Below are 16,372 nucleotides of genomic sequence, written 5' to 3' on the forward strand. Positions count from 1 at the left end.
ATGTCCCTGGTGATGCCCGGCGAGGTGCTGGATGTCAACGATGTCGCGCTGCTGGCCGACGATCAGCGGGCCGTGGACCAGCGGCTGGCCTGCTTCCTGGCGGACAAGGAGCGCACCGCCGACTCACCCGGGCTGCGGTCCCTTGTCGTGCTCCTGCGGGAGTGCCTCGTCGGCGGGAAGCGGATGCGGCCGCTCCTGCTGGCCTGCGGTCAGCGCGCCGGCGGGGAACTCGGCCCCTTGACGCCGGGCGCGGTGAACGTGGCCGGGGCACTGGAGATGTTCCACGCCTTCGCCCTCATCCACGACGATGTCATGGACGACAGTGACCGCCGCCGTGGTCACGCCACGCTGCACCGGCTGGTCGCGCACCGCCATCGCAGTCATCCCGACGCTGCCCGGTTCGGGCTCAGCATCGCGATTCTGGTCGGAGACATGGCTCTGGGCTGGTCCCACGAGCTGATCCGCACCGCGGACCTCACCGCCGAGCAGTCTGCGGCGGCGTGGCAGGTGTTCAACGCCATGAGTACCGACACCGTGGCCGGGCAACACCTGGATCTGCTCACCGCGGGCACAGCCGCGACCAGCGTGGAACAGGCCATGCTCATCACCCGCTACAAGACCGCCATGTACACCGTGACCCATCCTTTGCGGCTGGGGCTTCTGCTGGCCGACGCCAACCACCGGCAGTTGGAGGCGGGCACCGAGCTCGGCACCGCGCTGGGCGAGGCGTTCCAGTTGCGTGACGACCTGCTGGGCGTGTACGGCGACCCGGAGCTCACCGGCAAGCCGACCACAGACGACCTGCGTGCTGGGAAGAACACAGTGCTCCTCGCCTTGGCCCGCCGACACGCCGATGCCCAGCAGCACGGCCTGCTGAACACCCTGGTCGGGTCTCCCGACCTCGACGCCGACGGCGTCGCGCTGGTCCGGGACGTCTTCGACGCCACTGGCGCCCGCGCCACCGTCGAACGGATGATCACCCAACGCCGCGCCACCGCGCTCGCCCTGCTCGACACCGGTGTCTTCCACCCTGTCGGCGAACGCCTACTGCGCAACGCGGTGACCGTCGCCACCGCTCGGGACCACTAGCGGAGACCGGCTGACTCGTGCACGACGACGATCACGAGTGTGCCAGGAGAAAACCACCAGGCACATCACCGCCCACGCGGCAGTCCAGAGCAACTGCAGACCGATGTGTCCCAGTGCGGGGTTGTCGGCGAACCCAGCCGAGACACTGGCCTGCACCGCTCCGTACGAAGGCAGGTACCGAAGCGACGGGCTGTCGGCGGCGGGGTTGGACAACGGGCTCTGCAGTCCCAGATCCACGAGACTGATCATGATGATCGTGAACATCCCCGCGAGTTCGGTGCGCAGCAGCGAACCGAGCACCATCCCGATCGCTCCGTACGTCAACGCAGCGCTGAACAGGCCAAGCCACAGCGCAGTTGTCGACTCGGACCGCCAGAACAGTCCCATGACTGTCGTGGCGTACACGCCGATCAACGCTGACGCGAGCACTACCACGACGCCCTTGGCCAACAACAGGAACGTCCGCGGATACCCGGCCATGACCAGTCGTCGGTCGAACGCCAGTGACGAGAACGTGGTGGCGAACATCGCGAAGCCCACGATCAGCGTCACGGCGTTGAGCGCGCCGGTGATCTGCGCGGCCTGGTTGGCGGGAGCGGTGATCACCTCGCCGGTTGCCCGGACACGGAACCCGATCGGCTGCGCGCTGAACACGAGGTGAGCCAGCGTGATCCACGTGGGTATGAACAGGACCACGAGCGCGAGCGCCATCCTGTTGCGTGCTATCTCGATCAGCGCCATCCGTATCGCGGTGGTGACATATGTTCCTGAGCGAGACATCAGGCCGCCCGACCTCCGACGCGATCGTCCCGAGTGAGAACACCACTGTCCAAACGGTACAGTTCGGTCAAATGAGCGGTGTCATGGGCAAGGTGTGACACGATCAGCACTGTGCGGCCACGGTCACGCAGCACCGCGGTCAGTTCCCAGAACCGCAGGTAGGTCTCCCAGTCGAAACCCTGGTACGGCTCGTCGAGCAACAGGATCCCGGGATCGCACATCAACGTCAGCGTCAGGTTGAGCTTCTGCCGGCTACCTCCGCTGAGCGCGCCGACGCGGTGATCCAGAAACCGGCGGAACCGCAGCACGTCCATGATCTCCTCGGCCCACCGCAGATCCGCCAGCCCGTAGGCGACCCGGAAGAACTCCAGGTGTTGCGCCACCGTGAAGGCGGGATTGAGCACCGGTTGCTGCGGGCAGTAGGCGATGCTGCCCGTCCACTCGACAACGCCGTGCCGCAGCGGAAGGTCGCCGGTGAGAACGCGCAGCAACGTCGACTTTCCCGCACCGTTCTCACCGACCACGCCCACCACGGACGTGGCGGTCAGTTCGAAGTTGACATCACGCAGGACCCGATTCCGCCCGTACGAATAGGCGACATTCCTGACGCGCAGAACCTTGCCGTCACCCGCCACGTGCTGCCTCCTCGGCCTTTGCCATCCAGGTTTCATGAAGCCGTCAGCTCACTCAACAAGGCTCTCCGTCTCGAACGGACGTGCCACACCATCGAGTGATGGTGATGACCGCATGACGCCGAGAACTGGTTCGACAATTGCCCCCTGAACGAGCGCCCCGCGCTTCTTGGGAGAGTCTCAGGTTGACCTTGTGTCTGTTCTCAGCTTCCGTCTCTATACCGGTGACATGCTCGCCGAAGGCGAACAATGAAGTTGAGGGGTGTTCGCTGTGGCGGATGATCGGCAATCGAGATCCGGCAGGGTCGGAGAGGAGATCGACAACGACTTCAGCGGCAGTGCGCGTGCGGTTGCGCAGGTCGGCGCGATGCACGGCAACATACACATGCATCATCGAGCAGACAGCCGGGGGAACAGGGTCTGGCTGGTCGTCGGCCTGGTGGTGACTGCGGTACTCGCCGGCCTGACGGCGGCGTTGGTCCTGGCGAGAACGCAGGAAAAACACGGCCGTACCACGCCTACGGCGACGAACGCCGATCCGCCGGCTGTGATGATCTCCAGTGACGACTTGGCCTGTCGTCGAGTGGTCGCCACCTCTCTCATCCTCTCGAACGACGAGCTGGATATGCATTCGGTGCTGTGGGAACACGCGCATCAGCTCGTCGGGAAGACCTGGTCGCCAGAGGCGATGACGCGTTATGAAACTCCGCAGGAGACCGTGCTGACATCCCCGGCTGGCATGCGCCATCCGGCCATGGAAATCGAGGTCGAGATCGGGTCGGCAACCGGACGCCGAGGCCCGGGTGAGATGAATGTGCTGCGGCTCGTGGTTCTGGATACGGGCGACCACTATGTGATCCACGCCGTTGCGCTGATCGACTGTCGGATGTGGCGCAACTGAGGGCCGCCGGGCACCCCGAGCACAAGCTTCGCGTGGACCGTCGCCCCGATGACGACTGGGCGGAGCCCGTCTCGCTGTTCGCATGAGCGAATAGCTCGGTGTCGTTTTGGCAAGTCCGGGCTCAGTGGTTGCGATCGGAAGTTCGTTGGGGGTGTTCGGCGGATCCAGGCTAAGGCATTCGCGTGCGGAGCGCCGCATTCAGCTGGGGCAGCACGTCACGCACGGAGCTGTGGGTGTGCCAGCGGACGAGCATACGGGCCAGTCGGCGCAGGTCCTGCCGAACAGTCGCCGAGTCGACCACTTCAGCGACATCAAGGATCTCACCTGCCAATGCACAGGCATGATCGACTTCCCCTGCGGCGGCATACGCCAACGCTCGGCGTGCGCCGAAACGGGCATGCGCACGCCGAGCGTTACCGGGCAGGGACGCCAGTTGCCGGTCGAGGATGGCCACCGCTTGCCGGGAATGGCCGAGATCGTGCATGCACCAGCCCGCCACCAGGCTGCTCAAGTCACCTCCGGTCACCGACGCGGAGCCGATCACCATTCCGTCGGAAGCGTTGTCCTTGCTCTTTTCCAGCAACCCCGTCGCATGATCAAGCGCCCGCTGACACTGGTCGTAGTCGCAAGCCAGCGCGTGACCCTGCGCCTCCCGCAACGCGGCAAGGCCACGGACGCGAGGCGATGTTCGCGGGTCAGCCTGTGCCTGTTGGGCCAAGTCGACAGTGCCTGCGGCATCTTCGCGGTACAGCGTGATCAACGCCTGCCGAATCAGGGCGTACTGGGCCAGTTGGGTGTCACCGGCGGCGGTCCCGAGTTCCACCGCGTGGTGTGTCCACCACAACGCGCCCCGCTCGTCACCGGCTTCCTGGGCCATCCATCCGGCGTACTCGGCGTAGCGGGCGGCCAGGCCAAGCAGGTCGTCACGGGTGGTCGCGGGCGCAGCGGTGGCCAGGCCACGCAGGGTGTGGGTCTGGGCGATCACGGTGGGCAGCACCACGCTGGGGCTGGTGGTCTGCCCCAGCCGCCGGACCTGTTCGAACAGCGAACGAAACACCGCCACTGTGGACTCCTGCTCGGCTGCCGCTGTCATGCCGTGCGAGCCGAAGTGCAGTCCCAACAACGATGCCGAACCTGTCGCGAGCGCCTCGCGCCGCGGCACCGGCGTCAGCCAACTGGATCCATCCGGCGCCATGCTCATCACCCACACTTCGCCGTCGTGGTCGGCGACGACTGGCGGTGGACTCGGCGGCTGGGCCTGGTCGACCAGACCAACCAGATGGCCGCCCGCATCAAGGATCGCGTCGCAGCGCCGCGCGAGATCGATGCTCGGGAATCTGTTCCCCGTTTCGATCTTGCCCAGATAACCCTTGCTGTAGTGAACCCGCTTGGCCAGCATCGACAGCGACAAACCGGCGGTCATCCGGCGGCTTCGCAGTTCCGCACCAAAAGCGTCCGGCTGCTGCTCTGACATGCGCACTCCCCTACGCTTCGGCCTGCGCTCCGACAGCATGCCAATTGGCGCATTGTGCAGAATGCCGACGAGGCGCCCTATGGCCCGCTGCCGTAACCGTGCCAGGCTACTAAGCAACGGTCGCCGTGGCCTAGCTTTCTCCGGATGCCGACCACCGTTCGCGCGATTTCCACGCGTCTCCCGTCGTCTGCGCGGCCAGGCGACAGGAACCCCCTGCTCCGCGCGGGCAACACAGGTCCATGCTGGTGGGGCATTGCAAAGGGGGCTTGCCGGGTGTTCCGGCAAAACTCCGCAGGGGGTGCTTGCGGCAGTGGAGACCAGTCCCCGCTGTGATCTCCACTGCCGCACGGCCACATCCCTCCCGCCGCCCACTGTGTTCGTGGCCCGGAAAAGGTCGTGCGTCGACCGGTCAGGGGAACCAGGGCGCAATTTCGCGCGAGTGGTCCAGACTGTTGCTGAACCGCGAAACTGCGAGGACAGGGGGCATCAGTGCCCGATGAGGTCATCTTCCAACGGCAGTTCCAAGAGCTGTGCCGGAACATCGACGATTTCATCCGCGGCAAGCCCCGTGTCGTTCACCTCGCGGTGGTGTGTCTGCTCGCCCGGGGGCATCTGTTGATCGAGGACGTCCCCGGCGTGGCCAAGACGTCGCTGGCCAAGGTGATCGCCCAGTCGATCGCCGGTGCGACGGTGAAGCGGATCCAGTTCACCCCCGACCTGCTGCCGTCGGATGTCACCGGTGTGCAGATCTACGACCAGACCCGGGGCGTCTTCGAGTTCCGGCAGGGACCTGTGTTCGCGAACATCCTGCTGGGGGACGAGATCAACCGGGCCTCCCCGAAGACCCAGTCGGCACTGCTGGAGGTCATGGCCGAACGGCAGGTCACCGTGGACGGTGTTCCGCGCGGGGTACCGGATCCGTTTCTGTGCGTCGCCACGCAGAACCCCGTCGAGCACCAGGGCACGTTCACCCTGCCGGAGGCCCAGCTCGACCGGTTCCTGATGCGGATCACCGTCGGCTACCCCGACACACTGGAAGACGAGGCGGTCATCATCGCCGACGGCATCGCTCGCCGCCGTCCCGAGGAGTCGGCGTCGGTGATGGAACTCGACGATCTCCGCCTCATGATCAAGGCGGCTCAGGAACTCCACGTGTCCGAGGAACTGCGGCGCTACGTCGGAACCATCACGCGGGCGACCCGCAACCACCAGGACGTCAGGCTGGGCGTCAGCCCTCGAGGCAGCATCGCCCTTGCCGTCGCGTCGCAGGCGTATGCGATCTCCATGGGCCGGTCGTTCGTCACGTCCGATGACGTGAAAGCGGTCGCGGTACCCGTGTTGGGCCACCGAATCCTGCTGACGCCGGAAGCCAAGGTCCAGAAGCAGACCACCGAGGCGCTCGTGGAGGACATACTGGCGAGCGCACCGGTTCCCCGGTCGCGCGGGCGTGGGTGAGCGGGTGGTCACCAAGAACGGTGTCGCCACCGCGGTGTGCACGATCACCCTGTTGGCGGGCGGCATCCTGGCCGACTACCCCGAACTGGTCATGTTCGGCCTGGCTGGGGTCGCGGCGTTCCTGGTTGCCGCGATCTGGGTGGTGGCGCGTCCGAGGCTCACCGCCGTGCGGGACATCCGCCCGCGGCGGGTGGTCGAAGGAGACCCTGCCCGCGGGGTGCTGACGGTGACGAATGCCGGGTCGCGGCGCAGTCCTCCGCTGGTGGCGATCGAGACGATCGCGGGCGTTGAGGTCCGTGTGCCGTTGCCGAGCCTGGCCGCGAGGAGCAGCGACCAGGTCGAGTACCCGTTGCCGCCCGCTGGTCGTGGCCGCCATGTGATCCCCGCGCTCACGATCGGCCACGCCGACCCGTTCCGACTGCTCCACATCGGACGGTCCTGCGGTGGCGAGTCGGTGTTGTACGTGCACCCGCGAGTGCACCGCGTCGCCCCCGTTCCCCTCGGCGGCCCACGGGACGTGGAAGGACGCACGTCGAGCAGATCCGTGCAGGGCGGTGCTGCCTTCCACAGTCTGCGCGAGTACGAACCCGGCGACGACTGGCGCCTGATCGACTGGAAGTCCACGGCACGAACCGGGACTCTCGTGGTCCGGCACAACGTCGTGCCCGACGAGCCACGGCAGCTGATCTTCCTCGACACCAGCGCCGGACCGTACGGCCGCGGATCGTTCGACGAGGCAGTGCGGATCGCCGCCTCGTTCTGCGTGGCCGCCAGCCGGTCAGGGTTCCCTGTCGCCCTCCGAACCACCGGTGACCTTGTCGACGGCGACGATCAGGCGATCCAATGGCATGACACGGCAACAGCTCCACTCGACCAGTTGTCCGTCGTGAGATGCTCCGCGGCCGATCGCGGCCTGTCCGCTCTGGTCGACATCGTTCGCGTCGTCGTGGCCCATGGCGACCAGGCCGCCATCGCGATCGTCACCGGACAGGTGACCGCCGGGCACCTCGAGCTGATGGCCGCGCTGCGGCCGCGATTCCTCACCGCCGGACTGGTCCAGGTGAGTGACGAGTCCGCGAAGGTGGTGGTCCCACCGAGAGAACTGATCGCCGTCCGGGCGTCGAGCTGTGCGAGGTTCGCGATGGCGTGGAACAAGCTGGTGCCGCAGTGAACCTTTCACCGGTACCGGCCGCGGATGGCGACGGCGAGCTGATGCCTGGCCGCCGCCGCTTTGGCCGCGTCGCCGTCGAAAGCGCCTGCTCGTAGCAGCACGGAGTCCGACGTCAGCCGGGTGCTCATCCGTTCGGCCACCGTGGTGGTGCCCTGATCCTGGTGGAAGGCGAACTCGCCGAGCGAGGTGAAGGCCATGCTGTGCAGTTCCAGCAGGCTGCGAAGGTACTCGTACTCCTCGAAAGCGAGTTCGTACGCACGGTCGCCCACCAGGTGGTGGAAGATCGGATGCAACTCCTGGCGTAAATGCACGCTCAACGCGTGGTGGTGGCGCGTTCCCCGCCATTTCGGGAAGGCTGTGGCGTACTGCGGGTCGACCACGAGGCGCAGCGCGAGAACTCGGAGCGCGGACCGTTCCTTCTGTGTGGGCCCGTGGGCCTTCGCGAGCGCGAGTTGCCGGTACGCCAGGTCGTCGTGCCCAGCGGCTATGCCCGAGATTCCGATCGTATAACTCAACAACAGGGCCGGGTACAGTTCGGCGGCCAGCCACGGGCGACAGCCGTCGGCAGGCGGCGCCTCGTCTCGGCGGTTCAGAAATCGATCGAGAACCCCGATCCACTGCTTGTGCGGGCCTCCGCCGAGGTAGCCGCCTGTGGCGGTCAGGCGCAGCAACCGCGTCATGTCCCGGGCGTAGCGGGCAAGCCGATCCTCCAGTGCGGCAGGTGCCTCACTGTCCGGTGGTCGTGGAACGGAAACCGGGTAACGGGACTCGTCGAGTTCGGCGAGCGTCTGGCTGGCGACCCGGTGGATGGTGTCCTCGGACGGTGGCTGACGGGCAAGGGCGACGACCTCGTCGAGCAGGCGGGCGAGGTCACCGTCGTCACCATGGCGCAGGCGCAAGGCGGGGCAACTAGCCAGGGCTCCGAGGTCGTCGGGCAGGTCGGCCGTGGCCGGAGAGGCTGTGGTGTCAAGGAATACCGGTATCACTCGCAGTCCGTGGCGGAACGCCTCGGCGATCTCCTTGCGCACCCAGTCAGCCGGATTGCTCAGCCGCCGGGAACCGTGCCGGTCGGTGGCATCGAGCCACCGCGCGCCGATGACGGCCAGCATCACCTCGCATTCGCGGAGCCGGCCGAGGATCTGCGTGACGAAATCCTGCCCGACTCCAATCGACCTGCTGGCGAAGAAAACATTCGCAGAACCGATGCGGGCCGACAACTCACGTGCGAGCAATGTCGCGACCCAGTCCCCGTCCCCGGTGCGGTAGTTGATGAACACCCCACCCACACAGCCACTCCCCTTGCCATTATGGGGCACTGCTGCCAACCTCGACACGTTGAGGAGGCAGGGGACCATATGGGCGGAGTGTTCGTCAACTTCCGTGCGGGGGACGGGGACTGGGCCGCGACACTGATCGCGAGAGAGCTCTCCGCTCGCTTCGGCGACGAGCACGTCTTCCTGGCCAGCCGGTCGATCCGCCCCGGCGAGGACTCCGTTCGGACCGTGCACGAGAGCCTCGTCCAGTGCGACGTTCTGCTGACCGTCATCGGATCCCGCTGGCGGGATGCCGGGAACTCCCGCGACGGGGTCCACACCGAGATCGCCGAGGCGTTCCGCCACGGCCTACGGGTCATCCCGGTGTTCCTCGATCACATGTCGCCGATGGCCGAGGCGGATCTCCCCGCTGACATCGCCGCACTGGCCCGGTCCCAGTACCTGCGGCTGAGCCACCGCAACGACGCGCAGGACCTCGATCGGCTGGTCGGTGAGCTCGCCGGGCTGATACCCGACCTCGCCCTCACCCGGATCGTCACCCCGGTTCGGCCGCCGAACCGGAGTTCGTTGCCCAGCACCTGGTTACGGGCCGAGCACGAGATCGTGCCCTTCGCGGGCAGGGACACCGAGCTCGCCGACCTGGTCGCCTGGATCGACGCGCCGGACCTGGTGTCCGCTCGGCTGATGACCGGCCCGACCGGACAGGGCAAGACCCGCCTCGCGCTGCGCCTGTGCCAGGAGCTCGCCGAACGCGGGTGGGTCGCGGGGATCGTCCATGACCGGGCTGCCGAAACCGATCTGGCCGCGGTGGGCGAGATCAACAGCCCGCTGCTGCTGGTCGTCGACGACGCCGAAACCCAAGTCTCGCAGGTCCAAGCCGTCGCCACAGCGTTGTCGACGCGCGCGGCCACCGCGCAACCGGCGCGTCTGCTGCTGGTCAGCCGGGAAGTCGGGGACTGGCTACGCGGGTTGTACACCCTGACCGATGACCGCGTCGCCGGTTTGTTCCGTGCTCTCGTCGACCAACCACTCGCCCCACTCGTCTCATCCACGGCTGATCGGCAGGCTGAGTTCCGCCGCGCCACCACGGCCTACGGCGGGTTCCTCGGTTTCCCGCGGACAGACCACACCCCGCCTGCGGACTTGACTCAGTCCCGTTACGTCGGTGTGCGGGAGATTCACGCCAACGCGCTGGTCACGCTGCTGCGGGCGCACGCTTCCAGCGATGCCGTCCCGACACCGGATCCGGAACTGTTGCGCGCGGCCCGGCCCGGTTGCCCCTACCGCGGCCTGCGGCCGTTCCAGGAGCAGGACGCAGCCTTGTTCCACGGCCGCGACAAGCAGGTCCGCCAGTTGAGCACAGAACTGGAGCGGCACGGCTTGGTCATGGTGGTGGGAGCGTCCGGGAGCGGGAAGTCCTCGCTGGTTCGAGCAGGCATCCTTCCGTTGCTACGCCAGCAGGACGCGGCCGTGGCGGTGTTCCGGCCCACCCCCGGCATCGAACCGGCGGAGCTGCTGGCGCACGCGCTCGGCCCGGTCGTGGGAACGGAGCCGACCGCCGGACTGACCGCCGAACGGATTCCGTCGCTGGCCAGCGTGGTCGTCGACGCGGTGGGGCGGCTGGTGCTGTTCGTGGACCAGTTCGAGGAACTGGTCGCGACCGACCCGGCGACCGCGCGGGAACTGCTCGACCTGGTCGCCAGGCTGGTTCGGGCGGGGCCAGCCGAGCCACCCGCGCTGTGCGCCCTGTTCACCGCGCGGTCGGCGGACGTCGACGAGGTACTCACCCCCGAAGTGGCGCCGGTGCTGCGCATGGTCGCGGTGCCCCGGATGGCGCAGGCTGAGCTGCGGATCGCCGTCGCCGGACCAGCCGACCTGCCGCTGGCGTCCTTCGAACCAGGGCTGGTCGACCGGATCCTCGCCGATGCCGCGGACGCACCCGGCCAACTGCCGTTGGTGGAGTTCGTGCTGACTCTGCTGTGGGAATCCCGGCAAGGGGAAATGCTGACCCACCAGGCGTACGACGACCAAGGCGGGGTGGCGGGAGCACTGGCCGCCTACGCACAGGAGGTCTACACCGAGCAACTCCTGCCGAACGAGCAACGGCTGGCCGAGGCCCTGCTGGTCCAGTTGGCCCGTCCCGACGAGCACGACGCCTTCACCCTCACCCCGGCCCGGCTCGACCAACTCGACGCCGAGGCGCAGGCCCTCACACGCAAGCTCGCCGCGCACCGGCTGGTCGTGATCCGCCAGGATCCCGGTCACCCGGAGGTCGTCGCACTGGCCCACGAGGCACTCATCGAGCAGTGGCGGCAACTGCGCGACTGGCTCGTCGCGGCAAGGGACTTCCGGTCCTGGCAGGAGCAACTCAGGACCGCGTTGGGCCAATGGCGTCGATCGGACAACGACCCCGAGACGCTGCTGCGTGGTGCGGCACTGGCCACGGCCGAGGACTGGCTGGCCGAACGACCCACCGGGCTCACCGACGGAGAACGGGACTATGTCGTCGCCAGCCGGGCCCGTCAACGGCGTGGAGTGCGCCGATGGTGGGCGATCACAGCGCTGATCGCGACGCTCGCGCTCGTGGCGGGGGTGGCCGCGGTGATCGCGGCGAACCAGAACGACGAACTCACGGAACAACTCCGCCGAGCGGCGGCCGTGACACTGGGACAAGAGGCTGCCCGGCGTGCTGAGACCGACCCGTTGGCGGCCCTGCAGTTCGCACAGGCGGCGTGGCGCCACGACCCGGACAACCGGGACGCGTACGCCGCCTTGTTACAGCACTACCTCAGGAACATCGACGTCGAAGAGATCCGCAGCGGCCTTTGGGAAGGGCCGGTCGCCATGACCGCTGGCACGGTCGACGGCCAGGTGGTCGCGGTGGCCGGGCCGGACGGCCGGATCACGCTGTGGACCGGTCTGCTCGACCGAGCGCCGCAACGCTGGTTCCTGGCCACTATCTCCAACCTGTACCGGCTCACGTTGAGCCCGGACGGCCGGTGGCTTGCCGCGGTGACGGGTGACGGCGGCATCACCCTGTGGGACATCGGGTCTCGCGGCGCACCGGTGGCGTTGCGCCAAGCGGGGCCGCGCGAGGGCGTGGACCCTGTCCAGGCACGGAGCGCGGATTTCGCACTGGACGGAAGCACGCTCGTCGTCACGCTGAAGCAGACGAACGTGGGATCGAACTTGGTCGAGATATGGGACGTGGCACAACGCCAGCCTGTAGCGCACGGCGTCGCACCGCCACGCGCGCTGCGGGACGTCTCCGTGCGCCAAGTGGCGCCGAACGGCACGAGTGCCTGGTTCGGAGAGCACGGTGTCGACGGAACGCGCCGCAACGTGCTCCGTGATTTCGCATCGGGCGCAGTGCTGCGGGAGGTTCCCGCTGACTTCGTCACGCGGGACGGTGTGTTCGTCGAATGCCAGAACGCCCGGCTCTCGGTTCGGGACGCCACGACCGGCGCGGTTCGTTTCACCCGGGCGGTACTCGAGTGCCCCGGCACTGACGCCGCCGACATCACGGACCTGAGCGGAAGGTACGCGGTGTTTCGCCTCGGTTCTCCCGAGCACTCCTTCCAGCAGATCCAACTCGTCGATCTGCAAACGGGCAAGTCCTACTCGCTCCGGAGCCGACCAACTGACCGGCGGACGGGCGAACGTCATGTGGAGAACATCATCGCGCTCGGAAACGAGTCGGCCCCACCGACCGTCTTCGCGTTCGACACCGGTGCGCTGCTTCGGCTACGCGCAGCGGGCCCCGCTGGCGACCTTCCTCCATTCACCCCGTCGAAAGTGCCCGGGTCCACTGCGCTGAGTCCGGATGGTCGGCTGATAACCACAACTGATCAGTTCGGGCTGCTGGCTTTCGAGTCGGACACCCGTCGGATGATCACGGGTGGAGCGGAAACCCTGGAGGTGGTGCAGTCTCCTCCGCCGATCTTCACCGCTGACGGGCGGTATCTGCTCGTTTTGGGCAAGTCGACTGAGGTGATAGTGATTTCCGTCCCTGATTTCACCGTGCGACGGCGGATTGCGCTGCCGACCGCCTACGACCGCCTCAAAGTGAACTACTTCGGGGTCGATTTCTCAATCCTGCCGCTGACGGACGACGACGTGGCCGTGGTGATGGACGAGGTGTGTACTCGGTGGCGACCCAGTACCGGAGAGCTTCTCGGCGAAAACTGCGGACCGTACGGGTTCGGCACCCGCAGGGGCAACTGGGGGAGGACGATCAGGTGGCCCGCCAACCCGCATGAGGTGCTCGTCGTGTCCAGTGGTGGATTCGAGATATGGGACCTGATTCGGAAGGCCGCCGTACGAACCTTCCACCAAGGACCGGACAACTCGCATCCGGCTGTCGTGATCGATTCTGCCGCACTCCGTGTTGCCGCACACTTCGCGCCTGCTGGACAACTCGTGCTCTGGAGCCCTGACCGAAGCGCCGAATCCCGCACCATTCCCCTGCCCGGTGACGTGTCACCGGTGGCCTTCGCTCCGGACGGCAAGCTGATCACCGGTTCCGGCAACGGCGAGTTGCAGGTCTGGGGGCTCGACGCCCGCGGTCACATGGCGACCGTGCGCTCGCCGGGTCAACCGGCTGGATGGTCGTCGTACGCTGGCACTCTGGTCGCCGTCACCGAGTTCGGGCCGCAGTTGATCGACATGAACTTCGAGCGCTGGCTGGGGCATCTGTGCCGGATCAACAATCGGGACTACACGCCCGAGGAGCGGGCGCTTCTGCCGTCTGGTGCCGACTCCGCTCCACCCTGTGCCGCCGCGTCACGGGCAGAACACACCACGACACCCCTTCGGGTTTCCCAATGAGGTGTTCCCGCCGCCGTCCTTCACGCTCCCGGGATTTGCGTTGATGCCGTATTCCAAGTTGTTCTTGGTGTGATTGTTGGTCACCGTGACAAGTACTCCCGGCGGGACGTTGTCAATGTGTAGGCCATCTCGCCCGGAAAAACGTTCGCCGTTGGATTCGAACACATTCTCGGAAATCTCGATAGTGCGCGGCCCCTGAGTCTGATCCGCAACTTCAACACCGTGGCCCCTGTGACGAAAGAACGTGTTCCTTGTCAGCGTTCCGTGTGCACTGCGGATGATCTTCAGCCCTGAAGATCGTTTCTCCGGCGAGTTTGCCGACCCGTCGAACACGTTGTTGATGATGGCAAATTGGCCGAATGAAACCTGTGTATAATGCTGTTGTAGGAACGTGTTGTTCGCTAACGTCACGCTGATGACGAAAATGTTTCCAAGCTTCTTCCATGTGCTGTTCTTTATTGTTGCTGCGCAGAGGCCAAACAATTGTTGGGCTGTGACGTCGCTCTCGGTGATGGTGATCGACGTGTTCCCATTTTCATTGTGCACATCACAGGAGATTATGTTGGTGCGCAGACTGCTTCTCTGAATAACGCAGGAAGTGTCCAATTCGCATGTCGGGACGCCACCCACTGAAAACTGCTCGCTTCCCATCAGAGTTGATCCCACGATGGTGACCGACGATCCGTAGCGAAAACGAAATATACCGAAGCTGTCTATGCTGACATTGCGGATCTGTGCTCCGCGCACCTTGTCTCCCCGGATGCCATACCCAGCCTGTTCCGCAGGTGGCGTGAGCATGGTCGCGTTGGCGATGGTGACGTCGCTCGCGTCGGTCATTCGGATGCTGGTGACGAACTTGGCGACCGTGCCGTTGCGAATGGTGATGTTCGACAAGGTTCCGTCGCCCTCCACGACGATTCCCTTGCTGGTCTTCGTGGGCGCGTCCGTCGAGAGGGTACGGCCGCCGAGGTCGAGGGTCACGTTGCTGGCGGCGATCGTCAGGCCCACCTCCTGCGGGCAGATCAGGTCCTTGGTCAGGATGGCATCGGTCGTGAGGGTGTCTCCGCATTTCGCCTCACGCGGTGGCGGCGTCACGGTGATCGGCCTGGACTGCCGGTCCGAGCCAGCCTCGCCGGTCACCGTGAGAGTCACGGTATAGCTGCCCGTGCCGTCGAAGACGTGCGGGAACCGTTGCGCTGTCGAAGTGGTCACGACGCCCCGGTTGCTGGTCACGGTCCACGCCCACGTCCGGGGGCTCTGGCCGGTCACCTCAGCGCTGAAGTGCACCTGCTGACCGACGCGGGGCGCCTCAGGCTCCACGACGAGCCGCACGATGCGGGGCGGGGCGCTCGGCAAGTCGATCACGACCTCGGCGGCGGCAGTCGCCTGTCGTCCTGTGCTGAGTTGGACGGTGACGCCGACCGGAAAGGTACCGGGGCGACTCCAACGGTGGCGCGCGGCCGTACCGGTCGCCGCTGTGCCGTCGCCGAAGGTCCACTGGGCCTCGGTGGCGCGAGCGGCGCCTGCCGTCACCACGGTGAACCGGAACTCCGCTGCCACGACGCCCCGGTTACCCGGGCTGACCACAATGGACACCGTGGTGTCGTCCGGTGTTCCGGTCCGGGTGTCCCCGGGTCCGGCAACGGGCGGCACGTTGTCGCGTGGTCCTGTGGGGATGTCGTTGGGTGGACCGGCATGCGTGCCCCCAGCGCCAACGCCGGGCAGTGCATTGTCGTGTGGTCCGCCGGGCGAGGGTTGCGTCGGCGCGCCACTGGGGCCCTGGCCAGGGGCGGCGCGGTCGTACTTGGTGATCGGCCGCACCCGGCCGTCGAGGTCGAGCACACCGGCCTGCTCGGTGTTCGGGTCGTTGTAGAAGACGATGCCGTCCCGGACGAGCAGGTCGAACCGGCGTGGCGAGTCGAACAGCCGTCGTTCGGCCACCGGGCGCATCGCGACGAGGTCGACGACCCACACCCGTCCGGTCGTGTAGTCGGGCACCATCGCGCGGTCGCCGACCTCCACCGGCGGACCGAGATCCACCGGTCCCGGAGCGAGCACGACCGGTGTGCATTCCTGGGCGCCGAGGTCGCAGACCAGAAGGTGGCCTCGGGAACCCGCCGAGACCAGCAGCCTGCTCTCCTGCGGGGAGCCGCTGACCGGTGCGGCGTCGTCCGGCCCGAGGTTCACCGGTGCCGACTGGGTCACGGCTCCTGTGTCCCGGTTCAGCAACTCCGCGGTGCGCCGTGCGGAGTCCAGCAGGGCCGGTCGGCCGTCGGTCAGTACGAGCCTGCTTCTGCCCGGGGTGCCTGCGCGGGCCCGCGCGTGACGGGTGCCGTCGGCGAACCAGACGAGATCGCCGGTGCGGTGATCGAGCGTCCAGAGGCGGCCGTCCGGGTCCACGACCGAGCCGTCCGGCGACGGCTGGGCGTCCAACTGGTACGGCTTGCCCTGCGGCGTCAGGGTTTCCGGGTCAGACCTGGCGAGCAGCCCCTGTCGCCTGTCCAGCGCGAACAGCGCGTGCGGCGTCGGGAACACGGTGAGTTCGTCGTCGGCGCCCGTGACCGGGGACACCGCACCGGACGGCGTCAGCGTAGCGCCGTCGACCCGGACCACCGACCCCTGTGACCGGTTGACCGCGTACCCGTTCATGCCGTGTTGGACTGCGTGTAGCGAGGAGCCGGGCGGGGCGACCGGGACTCGAGCCGAGACTGTCGCGGACGTGCCGTCCAGCAGTGTCAGCTGTCCCGCTTGGCTGGACGCCACCCACGC

The 16,372-nt window shown here is 66.9% G+C and carries 10 protein-coding genes; 5 read left to right on the forward strand and 5 right to left on the reverse strand.

Annotated elements, in window-relative coordinates; all coding sequences use genetic code 11:
* Complete coding sequence (locus ALI144C_RS07975) at positions 1-1,089, forward strand: polyprenyl synthetase family protein (protein WP_083752835.1); 1,089 nt, start codon at positions 1-3, stop codon at positions 1,087-1,089.
* On the opposite strand, the gene ALI144C_RS07980 is transcribed toward ALI144C_RS07975, so the two are convergent.
* The gene (locus tag ALI144C_RS07980; protein WP_076986361.1) at positions 1,045-1,869 is read right to left on the reverse strand and encodes a hypothetical protein; all 825 of its coding nucleotides are present in this window, start codon (positions 1,867-1,869) and stop codon (positions 1,045-1,047) included. The two genes, ALI144C_RS07975 and ALI144C_RS07980, sit on opposite strands and share 45 nt — an antisense overlap.
* Positions 1,869-2,504 carry an ATP-binding cassette domain-containing protein gene (locus ALI144C_RS07985; protein ID WP_237774038.1) on the reverse strand — a complete coding sequence of 212 codons (636 nt, stop codon included), beginning with the start codon at positions 2,502-2,504 and terminating at the stop codon, positions 1,869-1,871. Before ALI144C_RS07985 ends, ALI144C_RS07980 begins: the two co-directional genes overlap by 1 nt.
* A gap of 268 nt (positions 2,505-2,772) precedes the next feature.
* On the opposite strand from ALI144C_RS07985, the gene ALI144C_RS07990 reads away from it, so the two are divergent.
* Positions 2,773-3,402, forward strand: coding sequence for a hypothetical protein (locus ALI144C_RS07990; RefSeq protein ID WP_143230502.1), 630 nt, complete (start codon positions 2,773-2,775; stop codon positions 3,400-3,402).
* Positions 3,403-3,571: 169 nt separating this feature from the next.
* Here ALI144C_RS07990 and ALI144C_RS07995 read toward each other — a convergent pair whose 3' ends face one another.
* The gene (locus ALI144C_RS07995; RefSeq protein ID WP_076986364.1) at positions 3,572-4,876 is read right to left on the reverse strand and encodes a helix-turn-helix domain-containing protein; all 1,305 of its coding nucleotides are present in this window, start codon (positions 4,874-4,876) and stop codon (positions 3,572-3,574) included.
* A gap of 489 nt (positions 4,877-5,365) precedes the next feature.
* Here ALI144C_RS07995 and ALI144C_RS08000 point away from each other — a divergent pair, with 489 nt between their 5' ends.
* Both ALI144C_RS08000 and ALI144C_RS08005 read left to right on the forward strand, forming a co-directional pair.
* On the forward strand, positions 5,366-6,331 hold the full coding sequence (locus ALI144C_RS08000; RefSeq protein WP_143230503.1) for an AAA family ATPase: 966 nt from the start codon (positions 5,366-5,368) through the stop codon (positions 6,329-6,331).
* A 4-nt stretch (positions 6,332-6,335) separates the two neighbouring features.
* Positions 6,336-7,502: a DUF58 domain-containing protein gene (locus tag ALI144C_RS08005; RefSeq protein WP_076986451.1), complete on the forward strand. Its 1,167-nt coding sequence runs from the start codon at positions 6,336-6,338 to the stop codon at positions 7,500-7,502.
* A 5-nt stretch (positions 7,503-7,507) separates the two neighbouring features.
* On the opposite strand, the gene ALI144C_RS08010 is transcribed toward ALI144C_RS08005, so the two are convergent.
* Positions 7,508-8,788, reverse strand: coding sequence for a toll/interleukin-1 receptor domain-containing protein (locus tag ALI144C_RS08010; RefSeq protein WP_076986366.1), 1,281 nt, complete (start codon positions 8,786-8,788; stop codon positions 7,508-7,510).
* Positions 8,789-8,857: 69 nt separating this feature from the next.
* On the opposite strand from ALI144C_RS08010, the gene ALI144C_RS08015 reads away from it, so the two are divergent.
* Positions 8,858-13,603, forward strand: coding sequence for an nSTAND1 domain-containing NTPase (locus tag ALI144C_RS08015; RefSeq protein ID WP_076986367.1), 4,746 nt, complete (start codon positions 8,858-8,860; stop codon positions 13,601-13,603).
* Here ALI144C_RS08015 and ALI144C_RS08020 read toward each other — a convergent pair.
* Positions 13,559-16,216: a PKD domain-containing protein gene (locus tag ALI144C_RS08020; RefSeq protein WP_168211206.1), complete on the reverse strand. Its 2,658-nt coding sequence runs from the start codon at positions 16,214-16,216 to the stop codon at positions 13,559-13,561. The genes ALI144C_RS08015 and ALI144C_RS08020 overlap by 45 nt on opposite strands.
* Positions 16,217-16,372 lie beyond the last annotated feature (156 nt).

The sequence above is a fragment of the Actinosynnema sp. ALI-1.44 genome (genome assembly GCF_001984155.1).
Classification (GTDB): domain Bacteria; phylum Actinomycetota; class Actinomycetes; order Mycobacteriales; family Pseudonocardiaceae; genus Kibdelosporangium.

Excerpts from the sequence above, each read along its gene's own strand:
- ALI144C_RS07975 (WP_083752835.1), top strand. The coding sequence starts at position 1 with ATGTCCCTGGTGATGCCCGGCGAGGTGCTGGATGTCAACGATGTCGCG.
- ALI144C_RS07980 (WP_076986361.1), bottom strand. The coding sequence starts at position 1,869 with ATGTCTCGCTCAGGAACATATGTCACCACCGCGATACGGATGGCGCTG.
- ALI144C_RS07995 (WP_076986364.1), bottom strand. The coding sequence starts at position 4,876 with ATGTCAGAGCAGCAGCCGGACGCTTTTGGTGCGGAACTGCGAAGCCGC.
- ALI144C_RS08015 (WP_076986367.1), top strand. The coding sequence starts at position 8,858 with ATGGGCGGAGTGTTCGTCAACTTCCGTGCGGGGGACGGGGACTGGGCC.